General features: G+C 59.8%; 16 protein-coding genes. 10 read left to right on the top strand and 6 right to left on the bottom strand.

Going from position 1 to position 18,564, the window contains the following annotated elements; translation table 11 throughout:
* Positions 1-69: 69 nt before the first annotated feature.
* The 3 genes from ugpE to ugpB all read right to left on the bottom strand — a co-directional run bounded on the left by ugpE (position 70) and on the right by ugpB (position 3,218).
* Positions 70-924 carry a sn-glycerol-3-phosphate ABC transporter permease UgpE gene (ugpE, locus tag ACIQ47_RS09570; RefSeq protein WP_108353475.1) on the bottom strand — a complete coding sequence of 285 codons (855 nt, stop codon included), beginning with the start codon at positions 922-924 and terminating at the stop codon, positions 70-72.
* A 9-nt stretch (positions 925-933) separates the two neighbouring features.
* The gene (ugpA, locus tag ACIQ47_RS09575) at positions 934-1,815 is read right to left on the bottom strand and encodes a sn-glycerol-3-phosphate ABC transporter permease UgpA (protein WP_396437916.1); all 882 of its coding nucleotides are present in this window, start codon (positions 1,813-1,815) and stop codon (positions 934-936) included.
* A 98-nt stretch (positions 1,816-1,913) separates the two neighbouring features.
* Positions 1,914-3,218, bottom strand: a complete 1,305-nt coding sequence (ugpB, locus tag ACIQ47_RS09580; protein ID WP_396437917.1) for a sn-glycerol-3-phosphate ABC transporter substrate-binding protein UgpB — start codon at positions 3,216-3,218, stop codon at positions 1,914-1,916.
* A 283-nt stretch (positions 3,219-3,501) separates the two neighbouring features.
* On the opposite strand from ugpB, the gene ACIQ47_RS09585 reads away from it, so the two are divergent.
* The 10 genes from ACIQ47_RS09585 to aspS all read left to right on the top strand — a co-directional run bounded on the left by ACIQ47_RS09585 (position 3,502) and on the right by aspS (position 16,302).
* Positions 3,502-7,380 (top strand): DUF3683 domain-containing protein, encoded by a 3,879-nt coding sequence (locus ACIQ47_RS09585; protein WP_396437918.1) that lies wholly within the window; start codon positions 3,502-3,504, stop codon positions 7,378-7,380.
* Between the two features lie 17 nt (positions 7,381-7,397).
* Positions 7,398-7,817 carry a DUF971 domain-containing protein gene (locus ACIQ47_RS09590; protein ID WP_296292809.1) on the top strand — a complete coding sequence of 140 codons (420 nt, stop codon included), beginning with the start codon at positions 7,398-7,400 and terminating at the stop codon, positions 7,815-7,817.
* Positions 7,818-7,827: 10 nt separating this feature from the next.
* Entirely contained in the window at positions 7,828-8,559 is a 732-nt protein-coding gene (gene ubiE, locus ACIQ47_RS09595) for a bifunctional demethylmenaquinone methyltransferase/2-methoxy-6-polyprenyl-1,4-benzoquinol methylase UbiE (protein ID WP_396437919.1), read from the top strand.
* A gap of 35 nt (positions 8,560-8,594) precedes the next feature.
* Complete coding sequence (locus ACIQ47_RS09600) at positions 8,595-9,605, top strand: Tim44 domain-containing protein (protein WP_396437920.1); 1,011 nt, start codon at positions 8,595-8,597, stop codon at positions 9,603-9,605.
* A 47-nt stretch (positions 9,606-9,652) separates the two neighbouring features.
* Positions 9,653-10,213 (top strand): hypothetical protein, encoded by a 561-nt coding sequence (locus ACIQ47_RS09605; protein WP_396437921.1) that lies wholly within the window; start codon positions 9,653-9,655, stop codon positions 10,211-10,213.
* Positions 10,210-11,787, top strand: a complete 1,578-nt coding sequence (gene ubiB / locus ACIQ47_RS09610) for a ubiquinone biosynthesis regulatory protein kinase UbiB (protein ID WP_396437922.1) — start codon at positions 10,210-10,212, stop codon at positions 11,785-11,787. The genes ACIQ47_RS09605 and ubiB overlap by 4 nt, the downstream gene beginning before the upstream one ends.
* A gap of 24 nt (positions 11,788-11,811) precedes the next feature.
* A complete protein-coding gene (locus ACIQ47_RS09615; RefSeq protein WP_396437923.1) occupies positions 11,812-13,287 on the top strand; it encodes a sodium:solute symporter family protein in 1,476 nt (491 codons plus the stop codon).
* Between the two features lie 115 nt (positions 13,288-13,402).
* Entirely contained in the window at positions 13,403-13,738 is a 336-nt protein-coding gene (locus ACIQ47_RS09620) for an FmdB family zinc ribbon protein (protein WP_396437924.1), read from the top strand.
* Positions 13,739-13,774: 36 nt separating this feature from the next.
* Positions 13,775-14,440, top strand: a complete 666-nt coding sequence (locus ACIQ47_RS09625; RefSeq protein ID WP_396437925.1) for a DUF502 domain-containing protein — start codon at positions 13,775-13,777, stop codon at positions 14,438-14,440.
* Between the two features lie 47 nt (positions 14,441-14,487).
* Positions 14,488-16,302 carry an aspartate--tRNA ligase gene (aspS, locus tag ACIQ47_RS09630; RefSeq protein WP_396437926.1) on the top strand — a complete coding sequence of 605 codons (1,815 nt, stop codon included), beginning with the start codon at positions 14,488-14,490 and terminating at the stop codon, positions 16,300-16,302.
* A gap of 239 nt (positions 16,303-16,541) precedes the next feature.
* Here aspS and ACIQ47_RS09635 read toward each other — a convergent pair whose 3' ends face one another.
* The 3 genes from ACIQ47_RS09635 to ACIQ47_RS09645 form a co-directional block, all read right to left on the bottom strand.
* Positions 16,542-16,988 (bottom strand): RNA recognition motif domain-containing protein, encoded by a 447-nt coding sequence (locus ACIQ47_RS09635; protein WP_396437927.1) that lies wholly within the window; start codon positions 16,986-16,988, stop codon positions 16,542-16,544.
* A 287-nt stretch (positions 16,989-17,275) separates the two neighbouring features.
* Positions 17,276-17,767: a lytic transglycosylase domain-containing protein gene (locus ACIQ47_RS09640; RefSeq protein WP_396437928.1), complete on the bottom strand. Its 492-nt coding sequence runs from the start codon at positions 17,765-17,767 to the stop codon at positions 17,276-17,278.
* A 110-nt stretch (positions 17,768-17,877) separates the two neighbouring features.
* Positions 17,878-18,564, bottom strand: a 687-nt coding sequence (locus ACIQ47_RS09645; protein WP_396437929.1) for an ATP-binding cassette domain-containing protein, incomplete at its 5' end; no start/stop codon positions are given.

An 18,564-nucleotide genomic window follows, 5' to 3' on the forward strand; every position in this document is an offset into this window, starting at 1 on the left:
GGTCTGTCCCCGGCTTGTTAATTTGACGAGGACAGAGCAACGCTTCGCGTTGGTCTGTCCCCGGCGTATTTATTTTTCCGTATCAACCAGGCCTTTGACGAACCATTTTTGCATCAGGATGACGACCAGCGCCGGGGGCAGCATGGCCAAGATGGCGGTGGCCATGACCACGTTCCATTCGGTGTAAGCCTCACCCGCGATCAGGCGCTTGATGCCCATGACCACCGGGTACATGTCTTCGTTGGTCGTCACCAGAAGCGGCCACAGGTATTGGTTCCAGCCATAAATGAACTGGATCACGAACAGGGCGGCGATCGAGGTGCGTGTCAGCGGCAGCAAGATGTCGATGAAAAAGCGCATCGGCCCCGCGCCGTCCATGCGCGCAGCTTCCACCAGCTCGTCGGGCACCGTGAGAAAAAACTGCCGGAACAAAAACGTGGCCGTGGCCGAGGCGATCAGCGGCACCGTCAGGCCCGCGTAGCTGTTGAGCATGCCCAGGTTGGAGACCACTTCGTAGGTCGGGCCGATGCGCACTTCGACGGGCAGCATCAGGGTGACGAAAATCATCCAGAACACCAAATTGCGCAAGGGGAAGCGGAAATACACGATGGCAAAAGCCGACAACAAAGAAATGGCGATCTTGCCAATGGCAATCACCAGCGCACTGACCAGGCTGACCCACATCATGGGCGCTGCCGCCGGGATGCGGCTGCCAGCGCTGGTTTCGCCGCCAAACAAGGCGGTTTTGTAGGTCTCCAGCGCGTGGCTGCCGGGCCACATGGACATGGGCACCGATTGGGCGATCTCGGTGGCGCTTTGGGTCGAGGCGACAAAAGTGAGGTACAGCGGGAAGGCGACGATCACCACCCCCAGGATCAGCACCAGGTGGGACAAGACCGTGAGGCCGGGGCGTTTTTCAATCATGGGGCGGGCTCAGTACTGGACTTTTTTCTCGACAAAACGGAACTGCACCACCGTCAGCGCCACCACGATCAGCATCAGAATGACCGATTGCGCGGCCGAGCCGCCCATGTCCAGCGCCTTGAAGCCGTCGTAATAGACCTTGTAGACGAGGATGGCGGTGTCCTTGCCGGGGCCGCCTTGGGTGGTGGCGTCGATGATGCCGAAGGTGTCAAAAAAGGCGTAGACCACGTTGATGACCAAGAGAAAAAATGTGGTGGGTGACAAGAGCGGGAACACGATGGTCCAAAAGCGGTGCCAGGGGCTGGCCCCGTCGATGGCCGCTGCCTCCAGCAGGGATTTGGGGATGGACTGCAGCCCAGCCAAAAAGAACAGGAAGTTGTAGGAGATTTGCTTCCACACGGCCGCCAACACGATCAGGGTCATGGCGTGGCCAGAGTCCAGCAGGTGGTTCCACTCGATGCCCACTGAGCGCAAATAAAAGGCGATGACGCCCATGGGCGAGGCAAACATGAATAACCACAGCACACCCGCCACCACCGGGGCCACCGCATAAGGCCAAATGAGCAAGGTTTTGTAGATGGCCGCGCCTTTGAGCACGCGGTCTGCCATGACGGCCAGCAAGAGCGAAATGACCAGACCCGAAACGGCCACCAGCAAAGAAAAAACCGCGGTGGTTTTGAAGGATTCGAGGTAGGTGCTGTCAGCAAACAGGCGCTCGAAGTTCTCCATGCCGACAAATTCGGTGCTCAGACCAAAAGCGTCTTGCGACAAAACACTTTGGTACAAGGCCTGACCGGCAGGCCAAAAGAAGAACACCAGCACGATGGTCATTTGCGGCGCTATGAGCAGCCAGGGCAACCATCGGGATTGGAATCGAACGCGTTTTTCCATAAAGACAGAGTTTAGGCGAGCTACAAAAGAACAAAAAGCAGGGGCGCGTGGCCCCTGCTTTCAAGACAAGACCCGGGCAGATGGCCCGGGCAGCCGGCTCACTTGTTGGCTTTTTGGAAGCGCTCGAGTTGCTCGTTGCCCCGCTTGACGGCGGCATCCAGGGCTTCTTTGGGGCCTTTTTTACCGGCCCAGACTTGTTCCAGCTCTTCGTCGTTGATGGTGCGGATTTGCACAAAGTTGCCCAAACGGATGCCGCGTGACTTTTCAGTGGTCTTGCGGATCATCTGCTCCACCGACACGTCGGTGCCAGGGTTTTGCTTGTAGAAGCCCGATTTTTCGGTCATCTCATACGAAGCCTTGGTCAGTGGCAGGTAGCCCGTGCGCTGGTGGCTCTTGGCCGCTTCTTCGGCTTTGGACAGGTGGGCGAAGAACTGGGCTACGCCCTTGTATTCGTTGTCCTTCTTGCCCGACATGACCCACAGGCTGGCGCCGCCAATCACGGTGTTTTGCGGCGCACCGGTCACATCGGGGTAGTAAGGCAAGGTGCTGATGCCACTGGCGAACTTGGCGTTGCGCTTGATGTTGCCATACAGCGCAGACCTACCCGTGGTCATGGCGCATTCGCCAGACACAAACACCGCATCGGCCGCGTTGCCCCGGCCCTTATAAACAAACAAGCCGGTTTTGGACATGTTGGCCAGGTTCTCGATGTGGCGCACATGCAAGGGGCTGTTGAAGTTCAGGCGGGCGTCGATGCCGCGCATGCCATTGCCCTTGGTGGCGAATTCGGTGTTGTGCCAGGCCGAGAAGCTTTCGAGCTGCGTCCAGCTTACCCAGCTGGTGGTGAAGGGGCATTTGTGACCCGAGGCCTTGAGCTTGCCAGCCGCCAGCGCCACTTCAGGCCAGGTTTTGGGTGGATTTTCGGGGTCCAGGCCGGCGGCCTTGAAGGCGTCCTTGTTGTAATGGAATACGGTGGTCGAACTGTTGAACGGGAAGCTCAGCATTTGGCCATTGGGGGCGGTGTAATAGCCCGCCACAGCAGGCACGTAGGCATTGGCGTCAAAGGTGACCCCGGCTTTTTTCATGACCTCGCCCACGGGCACGATGGCGCCCTTGCTGGCCATCATGGTGGCGGTGCCTACTTCGAACACTTGCAGGATGTGCGGCGCATTGCCTGCACGGAAGGCGGCGATGGCGGCGGTCATGGACTCGTCATAGCTGCCCTTGAAGGTGGGCACGATTTTGTAATCTTTTTGGCTGTTGTTGTAGTCTTTGGCCAGGTCGTTGACCCACTCGCCGAGGGCTCCGCCCATGGAGTGCCACCACTGGACTTCGGTTTGGGCCTGGGCGGACAAGCTGGCCAGACCCAGAGTCAGGGCGGTCAGAGTGAGTTTGAGTTTCATGGTGGTTCCTGTAAAAGTGGCAATGAACGTGCAAAACGAGTTGTCAAATGATCATAAACTCACACGGACTGTGCCTTTTGAAGTTGACGGAAGTATTAAAACGGCATGAAACCATTTTGACAACCCGGACTTTCCATGAGTCCAGACCCCTGCGTGACAGGTGTCCCCACCCCCGGCGCGTGTTTGCTGCACTGCGGTAACATCTCCTCTCAGCCGGTTTGACGCCTCCGTCCAGGTCTGGCTGAACGCGTTTTCACCCACGCCTTTGACCGTGCACCCCCCCATGAATGCTCCCACCACGCTCCAACATTTGATGCAAGCCGACGCCGATGCGCCGCGCTTGCGCGAAATTCCTTATAACTACACCAGCTTTTCAGACCGCGAAATCGTGCTGCGCTTGCTGGGCGAGTCCGCTTGGGACCTGCTCAACCAGTTGCGCCAGGAGCGCGGCACGGGCCGCTCTGCCCGCATGCTGTATGAAGTGCTGGGCGACATCTGGGTGGTGGAGCGCAACCCTTATTTGCAAGACGACCTGCTGGACAACCCGGCCCGCCGAAAACTGTTGGTGGAAGCCTTGCAGCACCGTTTGGGCGAGGTGCAAAAGCGCCGCACCCCCAGCGCGGACGCCGCCCGCGACGCCTTGGTCGGCCAATTGCTGGCCATGGCCACCCAGGCCGTGACGCAGTTCAATGAGCGCTTTGGCCGCATGGCCAAGTTGCGCAGCCAAGTGCAAAAGACGCTGGGCCGCTTGACGGCCAAAGACAACATCAAGTTCGACGGCCTGTCGCGCGTGAGCCATGTGACCGACGCCACCGATTGGCGCGTGGAATACCCTTTTGTGGTGCTGACGCCCGACACCGAAGAAGAAATGGCGGGGCTGGTCAAGGGCTGTATTGACCTGGGCCTGACCATCGTGCCCCGTGGCGGCGGCACGGGCTACACCGGTGGCGCCATTCCCTTGACTTGGAAGAGCGCGGTGATGAACACCGAGAAACTCGAAGCCATGACCGAGGTCGAGATGGTCGACCTGCCCGGTGTGGCCCACCCGATTCCCACCATTTGGACCGAAGCCGGGGTGGTCACCCAGCGCGTGGCCGATGCGGCCGAGCGCGGTGGTTTTGTGTTTGCTGTCGACCCGACATCTGCAGAAGCCAGTTGCATTGGCGGCAACATCGCCATGAACGCGGGTGGCAAAAAGGCGGTTTTGTGGGGTACGGCCCTGGACAACCTGGCCAGTTGGCGCATGGTCACGCCCGATGCCGAATGGCTGGACGTGGTGCGCATGGACCACAACATGGGCAAAATCCACGACGCCGAAGTGGCCACGTTTGAGCTGCGCTACTTCAAGGCCGACGGCAAAACCCCGATCCGTACCGAAACCCTGGTCATCCCCGGCAAAACCTTCCGCAAAGAAGGCCTGGGCAAGGACGTGACCGACAAGTTCCTGAGCGGTTTGCCGGGTGTGCAAAAAGAAGGCTGCGACGGCCTGATCACCAGCGCCCGCTGGGTGATGCACCGCATGCCCACGCACACCCGCACCGTTTGCATGGAGTTCTTTGGCCACGCCCGCGAGGCGGTGCCCAGCATCGTCGAGATCAAGGACTTCATGTTTGCCGAGCAAAAGCGCACCGGCACCGTGATGGCGGGTCTGGAGCATCTGGACGACCGCTATTTGCGGGCGGTGGGTTACTCCACCAAGTCCAAGCGCGGCGGCTTCCCCAAGATGGTCTTGATCGGCGACATCGCCGGTGACAATGCCGACGACGTGGCCAAAGCCACGTCCGAGATCGTGCGCATCGCCAACTCGCGCAGCGGCGAAGGCTTCATTGCCATCAGCCCCGAAGCGCGTAAAAAGTTCTGGTTGGACCGCAAGAAAACAGCGGCCATTTCGCGCCACACCAACGCCTTCAAGGTCAACGAAGACGTGGTGATCCCCTTGCCGCGCATGGCCGAGTACACCGACGGCATCGAGCGCATCAACATTGAGCTGTCGCTGCGCAACAAGCTCAAGCTGTGCCGTGAAATCGAAGCCTTTTTGGAGCGTGGCAACCTGCCTTTGGGCAAGCAAGACGATGCCAACGACATCCCGTCTGCCGAGTTACTCGAAGACCGTGTGGCGCAAGCCCTGGCCGTGGTGCGCGAGGTGCAGGCGCAGTGGCAAGGCTGGCTCACGCAAGTCGATGCGCTGTTCCCCCAGCTGCAAGAGCACACTTTGCGTGCCAGCTGGAAGACGCAAATCCGTCCGGCTTTCCAGAACATCTTTTCGGGCTCGGCTTTCCTGCCGATTCTGAACGAGGTCACGGCCATTCACCAGCGCGTGCTCAAGGGCCGCGTGTGGGTGGCGCTGCACATGCATGCCGGTGACGGCAATGTGCACACCAACATTCCGGTCAACTCCGACAACTACGAGATGCTGCAAACCGCGCACGAAGCGGTGGCCCGCATCATGGTGCTGGCGCGCAGTCTGGACGGTGTCATCTCGGGCGAGCATGGCATTGGCATCACCAAGCTGGAGTTCTTGACCGACGCCGAGTTGGCCAACTTCACCGCCTACAAAGCCAAAGTGGACCCGCAAGGGCGCTTCAACAAAGGCAAGCTGCTGCGCGGCGCAGCCCTCACGAGCTTGGGTGACGATGTGCACGCGGCCGACCTGACGCACGCCTACACCCCCAGCTTTGGCCTGATGGGCCACGAGTCGCTGATCATGCAGCAGTCCGACATTGGCGAGATCGCGGCCAGCGTGAAAGACTGCCTGCGTTGCGGCAAGTGCAAGCCGGTGTGCGCCACGCATGTGCCGCGTGCCAATTTGCTCTACAGCCCGCGCAACAAGATTTTGGCGACCTCCTTGCTGGTCGAGGCCTTTTTGTACGAAGAGCAAACCCGCCGGGGCATCTCGATCAAGCATTGGCAAGAGTTTGAAGACGTGGCCGACCACTGCACCGTGTGCCACAAGTGCCTGTCGCCTTGCCCGGTGAACATCGACTTTGGTGAGGTGTCGATGAACATGCGCAACCTGCTGCGCAAGATGGGGCAAAAGACCTTCCGTCCCGGTAATGCGGCGGCCATGTTCATGCTGAACGCCACCAACCCCGAAACCATCAAGTTGGCCCGCATGGCCATGGTGGGCGTGGGCATGAAAGCCCAGCGTTTTGTGGCCGGTTTGCTCAAGGGTGTGGCCCGCAAGCAAACCAGCGCACCGCCCGCATCGGTGGGCACGGCGCCCATCAAAGAGCAGGTGATCCACTTCATCAACAAGAAAATGCCGGGTAATTTGCCCAAAAAGACGGCTCGTGCTTTGCTCGACATCGAAGACAACGATTACGTGCCAATCATTCGCAACCCCCAGACCACCACGTCGGAGACTGAGGCGGTGTTTTACTTCCCCGGTTGTGGCTCCGAGCGCCTGTTCAGCCAAGTGGGCCTGGCCACACAAGCCATGCTCTGGCATGTGGGGGTGCAGACCGTGTTGCCACCGGGCTACCTGTGCTGCGGTTACCCGCAAAAAGGCTCGGGCCAATTCGACAAGGCCGAAAAAATCATCACCGACAACCGCGTGCTGTTCCACCGCGTGGCCAACACCCTCAACTACTTGGACATCAAGACCGTGGTGGTGAGCTGTGGCACTTGTTATGACCAGCTGCAGGGCTATCAGTTCGACAAGATCTTCCCTGGCTGCCGCATCATTGACATCCATGAGTTCTTGCTGGAAAAAGGCATGAAGCTGGACGCGGGCGGGGCCTATCTTTACCACGACCCTTGCCACACGCCCATGAAGCTGCAAGAGCCTATGAAGACCGTGAAGGCTCTGATGGGTTACAACGTGATCGAGAGCAAACGCTGCTGCGGCGAGTCGGGCACTTTGGGCGTGTCGCGCCCGGACATTTCGACCCAGGTGCGCTTTCGCAAGGAAGAAGAGCTGCTCAAGGGCGAAGCCGCCCTGCGCAGCAGCGGCGCGCTGGCGCCACAGGCGAATGTGAAGATTTTGACCAGCTGCCCCAGCTGCCTGCAAGGCTTGTCTCGCTTTGGCGACGACATGAAAAACGGCCTGCTCGAAGCCGACTACATTGTGGTCGAGATGGCCAAGCACATCCTGGGTGAAGAGTGGATGCCCGAGTACGTCAGTGCCGCCAATGCCGGCGGCATCGAGCGCGTGCTGGTTTAACCCCCAGAAAGAACAAGATGGCCGGATTGAAAAAAGACATGCCCCACCCCGAGTCGCTGACCCTGCACGGTCAGACCCGGGTGCTGGAGATCGGGTTTTCCGACGGGGCGCAGTTCCGCATCCCGTTTGAGTTGATGCGCGTGTATTCGCCCTCGGCCGAGGTGCAAGGCCATGGCCCCGGCCAGGAAGTGCTGCAGACCGGCAAGCGCGAGGTCGGCATTGCCGAGATCGAGCCTGTGGGCAATTACGCCGTGAAACCCACCTTCACGGATGGGCACGAATCGGGCCTGTTCACCTGGGAATACCTGTACTTTCTGGGCGACCAAGAGGCCGCTCTCTGGAAACAGTACGAAGACCGCCTGCAAGCCGCGGGCATGAGCCGGGACGCGCCCATGATCGAAGCCTCAGCGGGTGGCAGTTGCGGTCACAAGCATTGAGGTGACGAACATGAGCAGTACCCACTTCGGTTTCAAAACCGTCGACGAGACCGAAAAAGCCAAGCACGTGCGCGGCGTGTTCGACTCGGTCGCGTCCAAATATGACGTGATGAACGACCTGATGTCCATGGGCCTGCACCGCGTCTGGAAGGCTTACACCGTGCAAGTGGCCAACCTCAAAGAGGGCGATCAGGTGCTGGACATTGCAGGTGGCACGGGTGACTTGGCCATGGCGTTTGCCAAAAAGGTGGGTGCCACCGGCCGCGTGGTGCACACCGACATCAACGAAGCCATGCTCTCCACCGGGCGTGACCGCCTGGTCGACCACGGCTTGGCCTTGGCCACGCTGGTGTGCGATGCCGAGAAGCTGCCCTTTCCAGATGGCCACTTCAACGTGGTCAGCGTGGCCTTTGGCCTGCGCAACATGACGCACAAGAACGTGGCGCTCAAAGAGATGTGCCGCGTGCTCAAGCCGGGGGGCAAGTTGCTGGTGCTGGAGTTTTCCAAGGTGGCCAAGCCCCTTGAAAAAGCCTACGACTGGTACAGCTTCAAGATCCTGCCCAATTTGGGCAAGCTGGTGGCGGGCGATGCCGACAGTTACCGTTACCTGGCCGAATCGATCCGGATGCACCCTGGGCAGCAAGAGCTGAAAACCCTTATGAAAAATGCCGGATTTGGTCATGTGGATTTTCACAATTTGTCTGCGGGGGTGGTAGCCTTGCACTTGGGCATCAAATGTTGACGCCTGAAAACTGAATTTACTGAGATGGAGACACCATGAACAGCAAACTTGTTACCCTGATGCTCGCTGGCGTGATGGCCTTGGGCAGTCTGAACGCCGAGGCTGCACGCCGCATGGGTGGCGGCAAGTCTGTCGGACAGCAATCCAACCAAGTGACCAAGCGCGATGCCGCACCCCAAACACCGGCTGCACCAGCGCAAAACGCCGCTCCTGCCAATGCCGCCAAACCCGGTGCTGCGCCTGCTGCGGCCGCACCCAAGCGCCCATGGGGCGCGATGTTGGGTGGCTTGGCCGCTGGCTTGGGTTTGGCCTGGTTGGCCAGCTCACTCGGCATGGGTGAAGCCTTTGGCAACATCTTGATGGCTTTGTTGATTGGCGTCGCCGTCATCGCCGTGATTGGCATGATTTTGCGGGCTCGCCGAGGGGGTGCTGCACAGTCGGCGGGTAACGGAGGTTTGGCCTACCAAGGCGCGGGCGCCTCGGCTGAAAACCCGGCCACCTACAAACAATACAGCCCCCAAAACGTGGGCAACGACGCTTCTGCCCGCCCATGGGAAGGTCAAAACACCCGTTTTGACAGTTCTGCTGCCGCATCATCGACCGGCTCCATGATCGGTTCGGGCATTGGCTCTGGCCTGGGTGGTTCGCAGCAGACCTGGGGCATCCCCGCTGGCTTTGACGTCGACAACTTCTTGACGGCCGCCAAGCGCAATTTCGTGACTTTGCAAGACGCCTGGGACCGTTCGGACATCAGCGCCCTGCGTTCCATGATGACCGATACCATGGTGGTGGAAATTCGCAACCAGTTGTCTGAGCGCGAAGCACAGTTCCCCGGCCAGCCCAACAAGACCGAAGTGGTCATGCTTGACGCCCAACTGCTGGGCATCGAAGAGCAGGCCGATGCCTATTTGGCCAGTGTCGAGTTCAACGGCATGATCCGCGAAGATGCCGCTTCCGGCCCCAGCCCATTCCGTGAAGTCTGGAACATGACCAAAGCCAAGCAAGGTGGTGGCTGGTTGGTGGCTGGCGTGCAAGCGCTGCAATAAAGCCCGCCCCCTGGGGTGGCCTGTACTTTCGGGAATAATCGGGGACTATGGCAACACAGTCCCCTTTTTCATGGGCCGCTCAGGCGCTCCCCGATGTGGTCAACCGCCTTGCGGCCAACTTCCAGCCTCCGGCTTGGATGGTGGACGAGAGCGTCAACCGCCTTGTTTTGTTCCTCAACCATGTGCTGATGAGCGAGCCCGAGGCCATGGCCCGATTGGCCCGCCAAAAAGGGCAACGCATCGAGCTGGTCTGGGACCGCATACAACTGCAACTGACGCCAACACCTGCAGGTTTGCTGGAGCGAGGTCGGTTTGAAGGCTTTGACCTGCGCCTGACGGTGACCGAAGAATCGCCTGTCTCACTCGCCTCGGCATTGGCCCGGGGTGACAAACCCAAAGTGCGCATCGAAGGCGATGTGCAACTGGCTGCCGAGGTCAACTGGTTGATCGACCATGTGCGCTGGGATGCTGAAGAGGACTTGGCCCGCTTGATCGGCGACGCCCCAGCCCACACCCTGGCGCAAGCCGCAAGGCAGGCCATGGCAGCTTTGCGCAGTTTTGTCGTCCAGCGGCAAGGCACCGGGCTGCGCACGGGCAGCGCAGCATGAAGCGCTGGGGCCGTTTCGGTCGAGGCGCTTTCATCGTTTTCATCGTCTTGCGCTATGGCCTGGACGAGTTGGTGTTGTCGAGCTTTCAAAAACCCTGGATCCGCCTGTTGGCCCGCGTGCTTTCGGTAGGCCGTGACTTGCGCTCGCCCCGGGCGGTGCGTCTGCGTGAAGCGCTCGAACGCTTGGGCCCGATTTTTGTGAAATTCGGCCAGGTGTTGTCCACGCGTCGTGACTTGCTGGCGCCCGATATCGCAGAGGAGTTGGCCAAGCTGCAAGACCGGGTCCCGCCTTTCAGCTCGGCCATCGCGGTGGCGTCGATCGAGCGGGCTTTCAACCGCAAGGTGGATGACATTTTCGAGACTTTTGAGCGCGAGCCTGTGGCCAGTGCTTCGATCGCGCAAGTCCACTTTGCCACTTTGCGCGGCAAAGGGGGCGTGGTGCGCGCGGTGGCGATCAAGGTCTTGCGCCCAGGGATGCTGCCCGTGATCGACAAAGACATCAGCCTCATGCGCATGATGGCTGGCTGGGTGGAGAGTCTGAGCGCCGATGGCAAACGCCTCAAGCCTCGCGAGGTGGTGGCTGAGTTTGACAAATACCTGCACGACGAGCTGGACCTGGTGCGCGAAGCGGCCAACGCCGCGCAGTTGCGCCGCAACATGCAAGGGCTTGATCTGGTGCTGATCCCCGAGATGATCTGGGACTTTTGCCACCCGGAGGTCATCGTCATGGAGCGCATGCATGGCGTGCCCATCAGCCAGGTGGACCGTTTGCGTGCAGCGGGCGTGGACATTCCCAAACTGGCCCGCGATGGTGTGACCTTGTTTTTCACGCAGGTGTTTCGCGATGGCTTTTTCCACGCCGACATGCACCCCGGCAACATCCAGGTCAGCTTGGCGCCGGAGACCTTCGGCCGCTACATCTCGCTGGACTTCGGCATCGTGGGCACGCTCACCGAGTACGACAAGGAATATCTGGCGCAAAACTTCACCGCGTTTTTCCGCCGTGACTACAAGCGCGTGGCCGAGCTGCATATCGAGTCCGGCTGGGTACCGCCCGAGACGCGGGTGGATGAGCTGGAGTCGGCCATCCGTGCGGTGTGCGAGCCTTACTTCGACCGCCCGCTCAAGGAAATTTCGCTGGGCATGGTGCTGATGCGCCTGTTCCAGACCTCGCGCCGCTTTCAGGTCGAGATCCAGCCGCAGCTGGTGTTGCTGCAAAAGACCCTGCTCAACATCGAGGGCCTCGGTCGCGATTTGGACCCCGAGCTGGACCTGTGGAGCACGGCCAAGCCTTTCCTCGAAAAATGGATGCTGGCGCAAATCGGTCCCAAAAAGCTGTGGGAAGAACTCAAGTCGCAGGCGCCGCTTTACGCCAAACTGCTGCCGCAGTTGCCTCGCTTGCTGCACGGCTATTTGCAGCAGCCGCAGAAAAACGACACGCGGCAGATCGAGCAGTTGTTGGCCGAGCAACGCAGAACCAACAAATTGCTGCAAACCCTAATTTACGCCGGGCTGGGCTTTGTGTTCTCCTTGCTCGTTATGCAGGTGGGCATGCACCTGCATCTTTTTTCATAAGTCCCAATCCTGGAGGAGACGAAGGTGCTGCTGACTTTTGTGATCGCTTATTTGGCCGTGACCATCGGCATTGGCTTGTTGGCTGCGCGCCGGGTTCACGGGGCCAAGGATTATCTGGTGGCAGGGCGCAGTTTGCCCCTTTACATGAACGTGGCCACGGTGTTCGCCACCTGGTTCGGGGCTGAGACCGTCTTGTCGGTGTCGGCCACCTTTGCCAAGGATGGCCTCAATGGCATTCCCGGTGACCCGTTTGGTGCCACCGTCTGCCTGGTGCTGGCGGCGCTGTTGTTTGCCAAGCTGTTTTACCGCCTGAACCTGCTGACGATTGGCGACTTTTACAAAGTACGCTATGGCAAGTCGGTCGAGGTGCTGACCAGCGTGGCGATTGTTTTGTCTTACCTGGGCTGGACCTCGGCGCAATTGACGGCACTGGGTCTGGTGATCCATGTGCTGTCGTCTGGGGTCATTGACCTGAACCACGCCATCATGATGGGCGCGGCCGTGGTGTTGTTGTACACCGTCTTTGGTGGCATGTGGTCAGTGGCCTTCACCGACTTGTTTCAGACGGTGGTGATCGTGGTGGGGTTGATGGCGGTGGCCTTGCTGGTGGGCGGCAATGCGGGCGGATTCGACAAAGTGGTGGCACAGGCCGCAGCCGATGGCAAATTCGACATGTTCCCAGCCGATATGGATGCCGCCGCCTGGTGGGCCATGGCGGGTGCTTTCTTTGCATTCGCGTTTGGTTCCATCCCGCAACAGGATGTGTTTCAGCGCATGACCAGTGCCAAGGATGAAAAAACCGCCGTGCGTGGGACACTCATTGGCGGTCTGATGTACTTTGTGATCGCTTTCATTCCCCTGTACATCGCTTACGCGGCGCTGATCGCCCACCCCGAGCTCAAGGCCTTGTTTGACTCGGAAGATGCCCGCGCCATTCAGCGCATCCTGCCCGATTTGGTCTTGGGACAGATGCCGATGTGGGCACAGATCCTGTTTTTTGGCGCTTTGCTCTCGGCCATTTTGTCGACTGCCAGCGGGGCTTTGCTGGCCCCCACGGCCACTTTCACCGAAAACGTGCTCAAGCCTTTTGTGCCCCACATGAGCGACCGCCAGTTCTTGCTGCTCTTGCGCATCATTTTGGTCGCCTTCACGGCTTGCGCCTTGGTGTTCGCCATGAACAGCACCAGCACCATGTACGAGATGGTGCAAAACGCCTACAACGTCACCCTGACCGGGGCCTTTGTGCCGCTGGTGGCAGGCGCTTTTTGGCGGCGCGCCAACACCCAAGGTGCTTTGTGCTCGGTGGTGCTGGGGGTGGGCACTTGGCTGGCGTTCAACTTCCTGGCACCCGAGACCCTGGTGCCCGCCAACTTGCTGGGTTTGGCCGCTTCCTTTGTCGGCATGCTGCTGGGTTCTCTCGCCCCAACGCTGATTGCGAATCGGGGACAGTCCATGGTCAGCGCCTTGGGTCACGCCGATAAAGCCCCACCTGGCCATTGATTCGACACAGCCGCTGCACAGCGAAGCGCTGGCAGCGAGAATCGGTCAGGCCTTGACGGGCCATGCCAAGCCTATAATTGAAGGTTTTCTTGCATCACCTTCAAAGGCTCTTCACATGCCCATTTACGCCTACAAATGCGACGCCTGCGGCCATGCCAAGGATGCTCTGCAAAAAATGAGCGACGCGCCGCTGACCGATTGCCCTGTTTGCGGTGCGCCCAAATTCAACAAACAGCTGACAGCGCCAGGCTTTCAACTCAAAGGCACGGGTTGGTACGCCACCGATTTCAAAGGTGGCGGCACTGCAGCCCCTGCGGTGCCTGCTGCAGCCGACGCTGTGGCATCACCTGCAGCACCTGCACCTGCCGTATCTGCGGGCGGTGACGCGGTGTCGCCCACGACCACATCCAGCAGTGCCGGGGCCTGTGCGGCCTCCTGCGCCTGCCATTGATTTTTTGAGCCCTGACCTCAACGATTGCCCCTCCCGATGAAAAAACGCAGCTTCAAACAGTACTTCATCACCGGCTTGCTGGTGTGGCTGCCCATGGGTATCACGGTGTGGGTGCTCATGTGGTTGGTGGGCATGCTCGACGCCATTTTCCTGGTCGTGTTGCATGCTGCCGATACGCTGATTCCCGGTGTGCACGCCAGTGCCGAATACCTGCGCAGCGTGCCTGGTTTGGGCGTGGCCATCGTGGCCTTGGTGATCTTCGCCACCGGCGTATTTGTGGCCAACATGTTTGGCCAGTGGGCACTGCGCAAATGGCACGGCCTGATGAACCGCATTCCCGTGGTGCGCAGCATCTACACCAGCGTCAAGCAGGTGGCCGACACCTTGTTTTCCGGCAGTGGCCATGCCTTCTCGAAGGCCTTGCTGGTGCAGTATCCGCGGCATGGTTCTTGGACCATCGCCTTCCTCACGGGAACACCCGAAGGTGAAGTGGCGAGCCACTTCGATCAGCCCCTGGTCAGCGTTTATGTGCCCACCACGCCCAACCCGACGTCTGGCTTCTTTTTGATGATGCCCAAAGCCGATGTGGTGGAACTCGACATGAGCGTGGATGACGCCCTCAAGTACATCATCTCGATGGGTGTGGTTGTGCCCGGCACCCCTGTCCCCAAGCCACCTGCAACTCAGTCCCAGTTGGGCTGACGCCTTTTCCCGAATCCTGTTCCTGCGAATCCTGAAAGTCCCACAACATGTCCATGCGTTCCCACTATTGCGGTCTGGTGACCGAAGCCCTGACCGGTCAAGCCGTGAGCCTGTGCGGCTGGGTCAACCGCCGCCGTGACCACGGCGGTGTGATCTTCATCGACCTGCGTGACCGCGAAGGTTATGTGCAGGTGGTGTGCGACCCGGACCGCCCCGACATGTTCAAGGTGGCCGAAGAGGTGCGCAACGAATACTGCGTGCAGATCAAAGGCATCGTGCGTGCCCGCCCCGATGGCACCACCAACGAAGGCCTCAAAAGCGGCAAGATCGAGGTGCTGTGCCATGAGCTGATCGTCCTGAACGAGTCGGTCACGCCCCCGTTTCAGATCGACGAAGACAACCTGTCCGAGACGACCCGCCTGACGCACCGCGTGCTGGACCTGCGCCGCCCGTATATGCAAAACAACCTGATGCTGCGCTACAAAGTGGCCATGGAAGTGCGCAAGTACCTCGATGAAAACGGTTTTGTGGACATCGAAACCCCCATGCTCACCAAAAGCACGCCCGAAGGTGCGCGTGATTATCTGGTGCCCAGCCGCGTGCACGATGGCCAGTTTTTTGCCTTGCCCCAGTCGCCCCAGTTGTTCAAACAATTGCTCATGGTGGCGGGCTACGACCGCTACTACCAGATCACCAAGTGCTTTCGCGACGAAGACTTGCGTGCTGACCGCCAGCCTGAATTCACTCAAATCGATATCGAAACATCGTTCCTAACCGAAGAAGAAATTCGGGACATGTTCCAGGGCATGATCAAACGCGTGTTCCTCAAAACCATCGGCGTGGACCTCGGCGAGTTCCCGGTGATGACTTACCAGGACGCCATGCACCTTTATGGCTCTGACAAGCCCGACCTGCGTGTGAAACTGCAGTTCACAGAGGTCACCGATGTCATGGCAGATGTGGACTTCAAAGTCTTCTCGGGCGCTGCCAACATGAAGGGCGGTCGCGTGGTGGCCTTGCGCGTGCCGGGGGGTTCGGTCGAAGGCGGCGGCATCAGCCGTGGCGAGATCGACGCCTACACCGAGTTCGTCAAGATCTACGGCGCCAAGGGCCTGGCCTACATCCGTGTCAACGACCTGTCCAAGGGTCGTGACGGTCTGCAATCGCCCATTGTCAAAAACATCCACGACACAGCGCTCAACGCCGTCTTGGAGCGTTCGGGTGCAAAGAACGGCGACTTGATTTTCTTTGGTGCCGACAAGGAAAAAATCGTCAACGACGCCATCGGCGCGCTGCGCATCAAGATCGGCCACAGCGTGTTCGGCAAAGCCAACGGTTTGTTCGAAAACCATTGGGCCCCGCTGTGGGTGGTCGACTTTCCGATGTTCGAATACGACGACGAAAACCAGCGCTACACCGCTGTGCACCACCCCTTCACCGCGCCCAAAGATGGCCACGAAGACTGGATGGTCACCGCCCCCGAGAAGTGCATTTCCAAGGGCTACGACATGGTCTTGAACGGCTGGGAAATGGGCGGCGGCTCGGTGCGTATCCACCGTGCTGACGTGCAGCAAAAAGTGTTTGACGCCCTGAAAATCACACCCGAAGAAGCGCAGCTCAAGTTCGGCTTCTTGCTCGACGCCTTGCAATATGGCGCGCCTCCGCACGGCGGTTTGGCCTTCGGTTTGGACCGCATTGTGACCTTGATGACCGGTGCCGAGTCCATCCGTGACGTGATTGCTTTCCCCAAGACTCAACGCGCTCAGTGCCTGCTGACCCAAGCCCCCAGCCCGGTGGACGAAAAGCAGTTGCGCGAATTGCACATCCGCTTGCGCAATCTGGATGCAGTCAAAACAGCGTAATCTGCCCTCAGACCCGCCAAAAAAGCCAACGCCACCTTCGGGTGGCGTTGGCTTTTTTGCTTCACGCTTGTGGACAGTTCAGGCGGGGCCGCAGACGCATCGCCCATGGGCCGCGCCGGATTGACCCGCAAAAAAGGCTTCATAACCGAAGTCTTGAAGCCTTAGATGTCTTAAACCAGCACCAGGCAGGTTCAGAAATTTTGCAACGGCATTGCTGCCGTTGACTGGGTTTGCAGGGCTTAGTAGCCGCCGCGACCGCCGCCGCCGCCGCCGCCGTAGCCGCCACCGCCGGAGCGATCGCCACCACCACCGCCGTAACCGCCGCCGCCGGAGCGACCGCCACCACCGCCGTAACCGCCGCCGCCGGAGCGGTCACCGCCACCGCCGCCACCGTAACCGCCACCACCACCGAAACCACCGGTGCGAGGAGGACGTGCCTCCATCGGACGGGCTTCGTTCACAGTGATGCTGCGACCACCCAAAGATTGACCGTTCATGCCAGCGATAGCGGCTTGGGCTTCGGCATCGCTGCCCATTTCCACAAAACCAAAACCTTTAGAGCGGCCTGTGTCGCGCTCCATCATGACTTTGGCGCTGGTGATGGCGCCGAATTCGCCAAAAGCCTGCTGCAGGTCTTCGTCGCGAACGGTGTACGGCAGGTTGCCGACGTAAAGTTTATTGCCCATGGGGACTCCTGAAAAACACATGAAAACAAAAGCGATGGGGTCCCGAAAGCACAACAAACCTGAAAAGTGCCGCCGTAGCGCGCGAAACTGACCGATCACCTCAAATGTGACGTTTTATTAACGTGCACTATCAGATTATGGGGCATAGCGCCGAAATAGCACCAAATTTCGTCAATGTTTCGTGATTAACCTTGTTTTATAGAGCCCTCTTGTGTCAATTAACACCACGATTGCGTTGCCAGCGAGGTTAACCCCATGCCAGATTCCGTAGCCAGACCGGAGCGATTTCAGCGCCAAACACCAGTGCGCACCAGCTCTTGGCGCACCAAACCCTGATAGCGCAGGTTGTGGACAGGGGTGACCGAGTGGTAGGCGGCCACGCCAAACCAGGTGTTGCCGTGGACGAGCATGACGCGTTTGAGATGCCAGGCTGCCACATGCGTGGCCACGCAAGGGTCCAGCAGCCGATCGGGCGTGATGCCCCATTGCAACAGCTCACGAAAGTGAATCGAGTTGATTTGGGCCATGCCCACATCGATGCTGCCATTGCGGTTGCGATTCACCACATGGGGGCGCATGCCCGACTCGACTTGCAAGATGGCCCGCAGGATGTGCGGGTTGACACCATGGCGTTGCGCGGCCGGCATGAGGCATTGGTCTGCAGCTGGTTTGGCTTCGGTCGGGGTTTGGGCATGGGCTGCGGCGTGCGCCCACGTCAGCACACACAGGCAAAAGGCCGCAGGATGCTGAAAGTCAAAGCGCAACAAGGTAGGGGGCACTCAAGGTTCGTGAAGTTCGGGCAAAACAGCTCGTGGTTGTGCATCGGCACGGCGACCGTTCTCTTGAGCTCCGAGCCCGCCGGACGGGCAGGCGGCCCCATCACCAGACCTTAGAGCTGGTGCACCGATGCCAGCGGCAAAAAGGCGGGCTTTTCGTAGCCGGCGATCAGCCAAGCGCGCTCGGTGTTTTGACCCACTCGCGCCAAATACGCCTGAAGGCTGCGGATGGAGGCTTGGTCCAACGAGACGAAAGGCTGGTCCAGCAAAGTGACCGTGGCGCCGCTGGCCAGCGCCGCCACCAGGCCCACTTTGCGGCGGCTTCCGGTCGACAGCATGTTGAGCCTTTTGTCCATGTGTGGGGCCAACTGCAAGGTTTCGACCAACTCGTTTTGCGTGGCATCGGACCAGGCGGGCAAAGACAAGCGAAAGTGCGCCCAGCATTGCGTGGGTGTGTCGTTGTCGTGCAGCGGCAAACGCAGGTCGGTCCAAAAAACCGCCGAATGCCGAGGCAGGGCCAAAGGGGTGGCCTCACACATCAGGCGCAGCTGCCCTGCAGTGGGTGGCAAATCACCGCTGAGCAAGCGCATCAAGCTGGTCTTGCCCGCGCCCTCGTCGCCCAGCAAGGCGGAAAGACCTGCGGGCAGTTGCAGGTTGAAATCGCAAAAAAGCGGCAGTTCGACCGGTCCACCGCTAAGGCCGGTGACGCTCAGCACAGTGTTAGTGGCCTTTAGGAAGGGGTCAGCAGTCTGTTTCAGCATGACCTGCATGCTAGCAGCAGGTCCAACGGAGACCGCGCG

It is taken from the genome of Limnohabitans sp. (genome assembly GCF_044373035.1).
Lineage (GTDB): Bacteria > Pseudomonadota > Gammaproteobacteria > Burkholderiales > Burkholderiaceae_C > Limnohabitans_A.

What these genes read in the sequence shown, in the direction of transcription:
- ugpE (WP_108353475.1), bottom strand. Translation starts at nt 924, where the DNA reads ATGATTGAAAAACGCCCCGGCCTCACGGTCTTGTCCCACCTGGTGCTG.
- ugpA (WP_396437916.1), bottom strand. Translation starts at nt 1,815, where the DNA reads ATGGAAAAACGCGTTCGATTCCAATCCCGATGGTTGCCCTGGCTGCTC.
- ugpB (WP_396437917.1), bottom strand. Translation starts at nt 3,218, where the DNA reads ATGAAACTCAAACTCACTCTGACCGCCCTGACTCTGGGTCTGGCCAGC.
- ACIQ47_RS09585 (WP_396437918.1), top strand. Translation starts at nt 3,502, where the DNA reads ATGAATGCTCCCACCACGCTCCAACATTTGATGCAAGCCGACGCCGAT.
- ACIQ47_RS09590 (WP_296292809.1), top strand. Translation starts at nt 7,398, where the DNA reads ATGGCCGGATTGAAAAAAGACATGCCCCACCCCGAGTCGCTGACCCTG.
- ubiE (WP_396437919.1), top strand. Translation starts at nt 7,828, where the DNA reads ATGAGCAGTACCCACTTCGGTTTCAAAACCGTCGACGAGACCGAAAAA.
- ACIQ47_RS09600 (WP_396437920.1), top strand. Translation starts at nt 8,595, where the DNA reads ATGAACAGCAAACTTGTTACCCTGATGCTCGCTGGCGTGATGGCCTTG.
- ACIQ47_RS09605 (WP_396437921.1), top strand. Translation starts at nt 9,653, where the DNA reads ATGGCAACACAGTCCCCTTTTTCATGGGCCGCTCAGGCGCTCCCCGAT.
- ubiB (WP_396437922.1), top strand. Translation starts at nt 10,210, where the DNA reads ATGAAGCGCTGGGGCCGTTTCGGTCGAGGCGCTTTCATCGTTTTCATC.
- ACIQ47_RS09620 (WP_396437924.1), top strand. Translation starts at nt 13,403, where the DNA reads ATGCCCATTTACGCCTACAAATGCGACGCCTGCGGCCATGCCAAGGAT.
- ACIQ47_RS09625 (WP_396437925.1), top strand. Translation starts at nt 13,775, where the DNA reads ATGAAAAAACGCAGCTTCAAACAGTACTTCATCACCGGCTTGCTGGTG.
- aspS (WP_396437926.1), top strand. Translation starts at nt 14,488, where the DNA reads ATGTCCATGCGTTCCCACTATTGCGGTCTGGTGACCGAAGCCCTGACC.
- ACIQ47_RS09635 (WP_396437927.1), bottom strand. Translation starts at nt 16,988, where the DNA reads ATGGGCAATAAACTTTACGTCGGCAACCTGCCGTACACCGTTCGCGAC.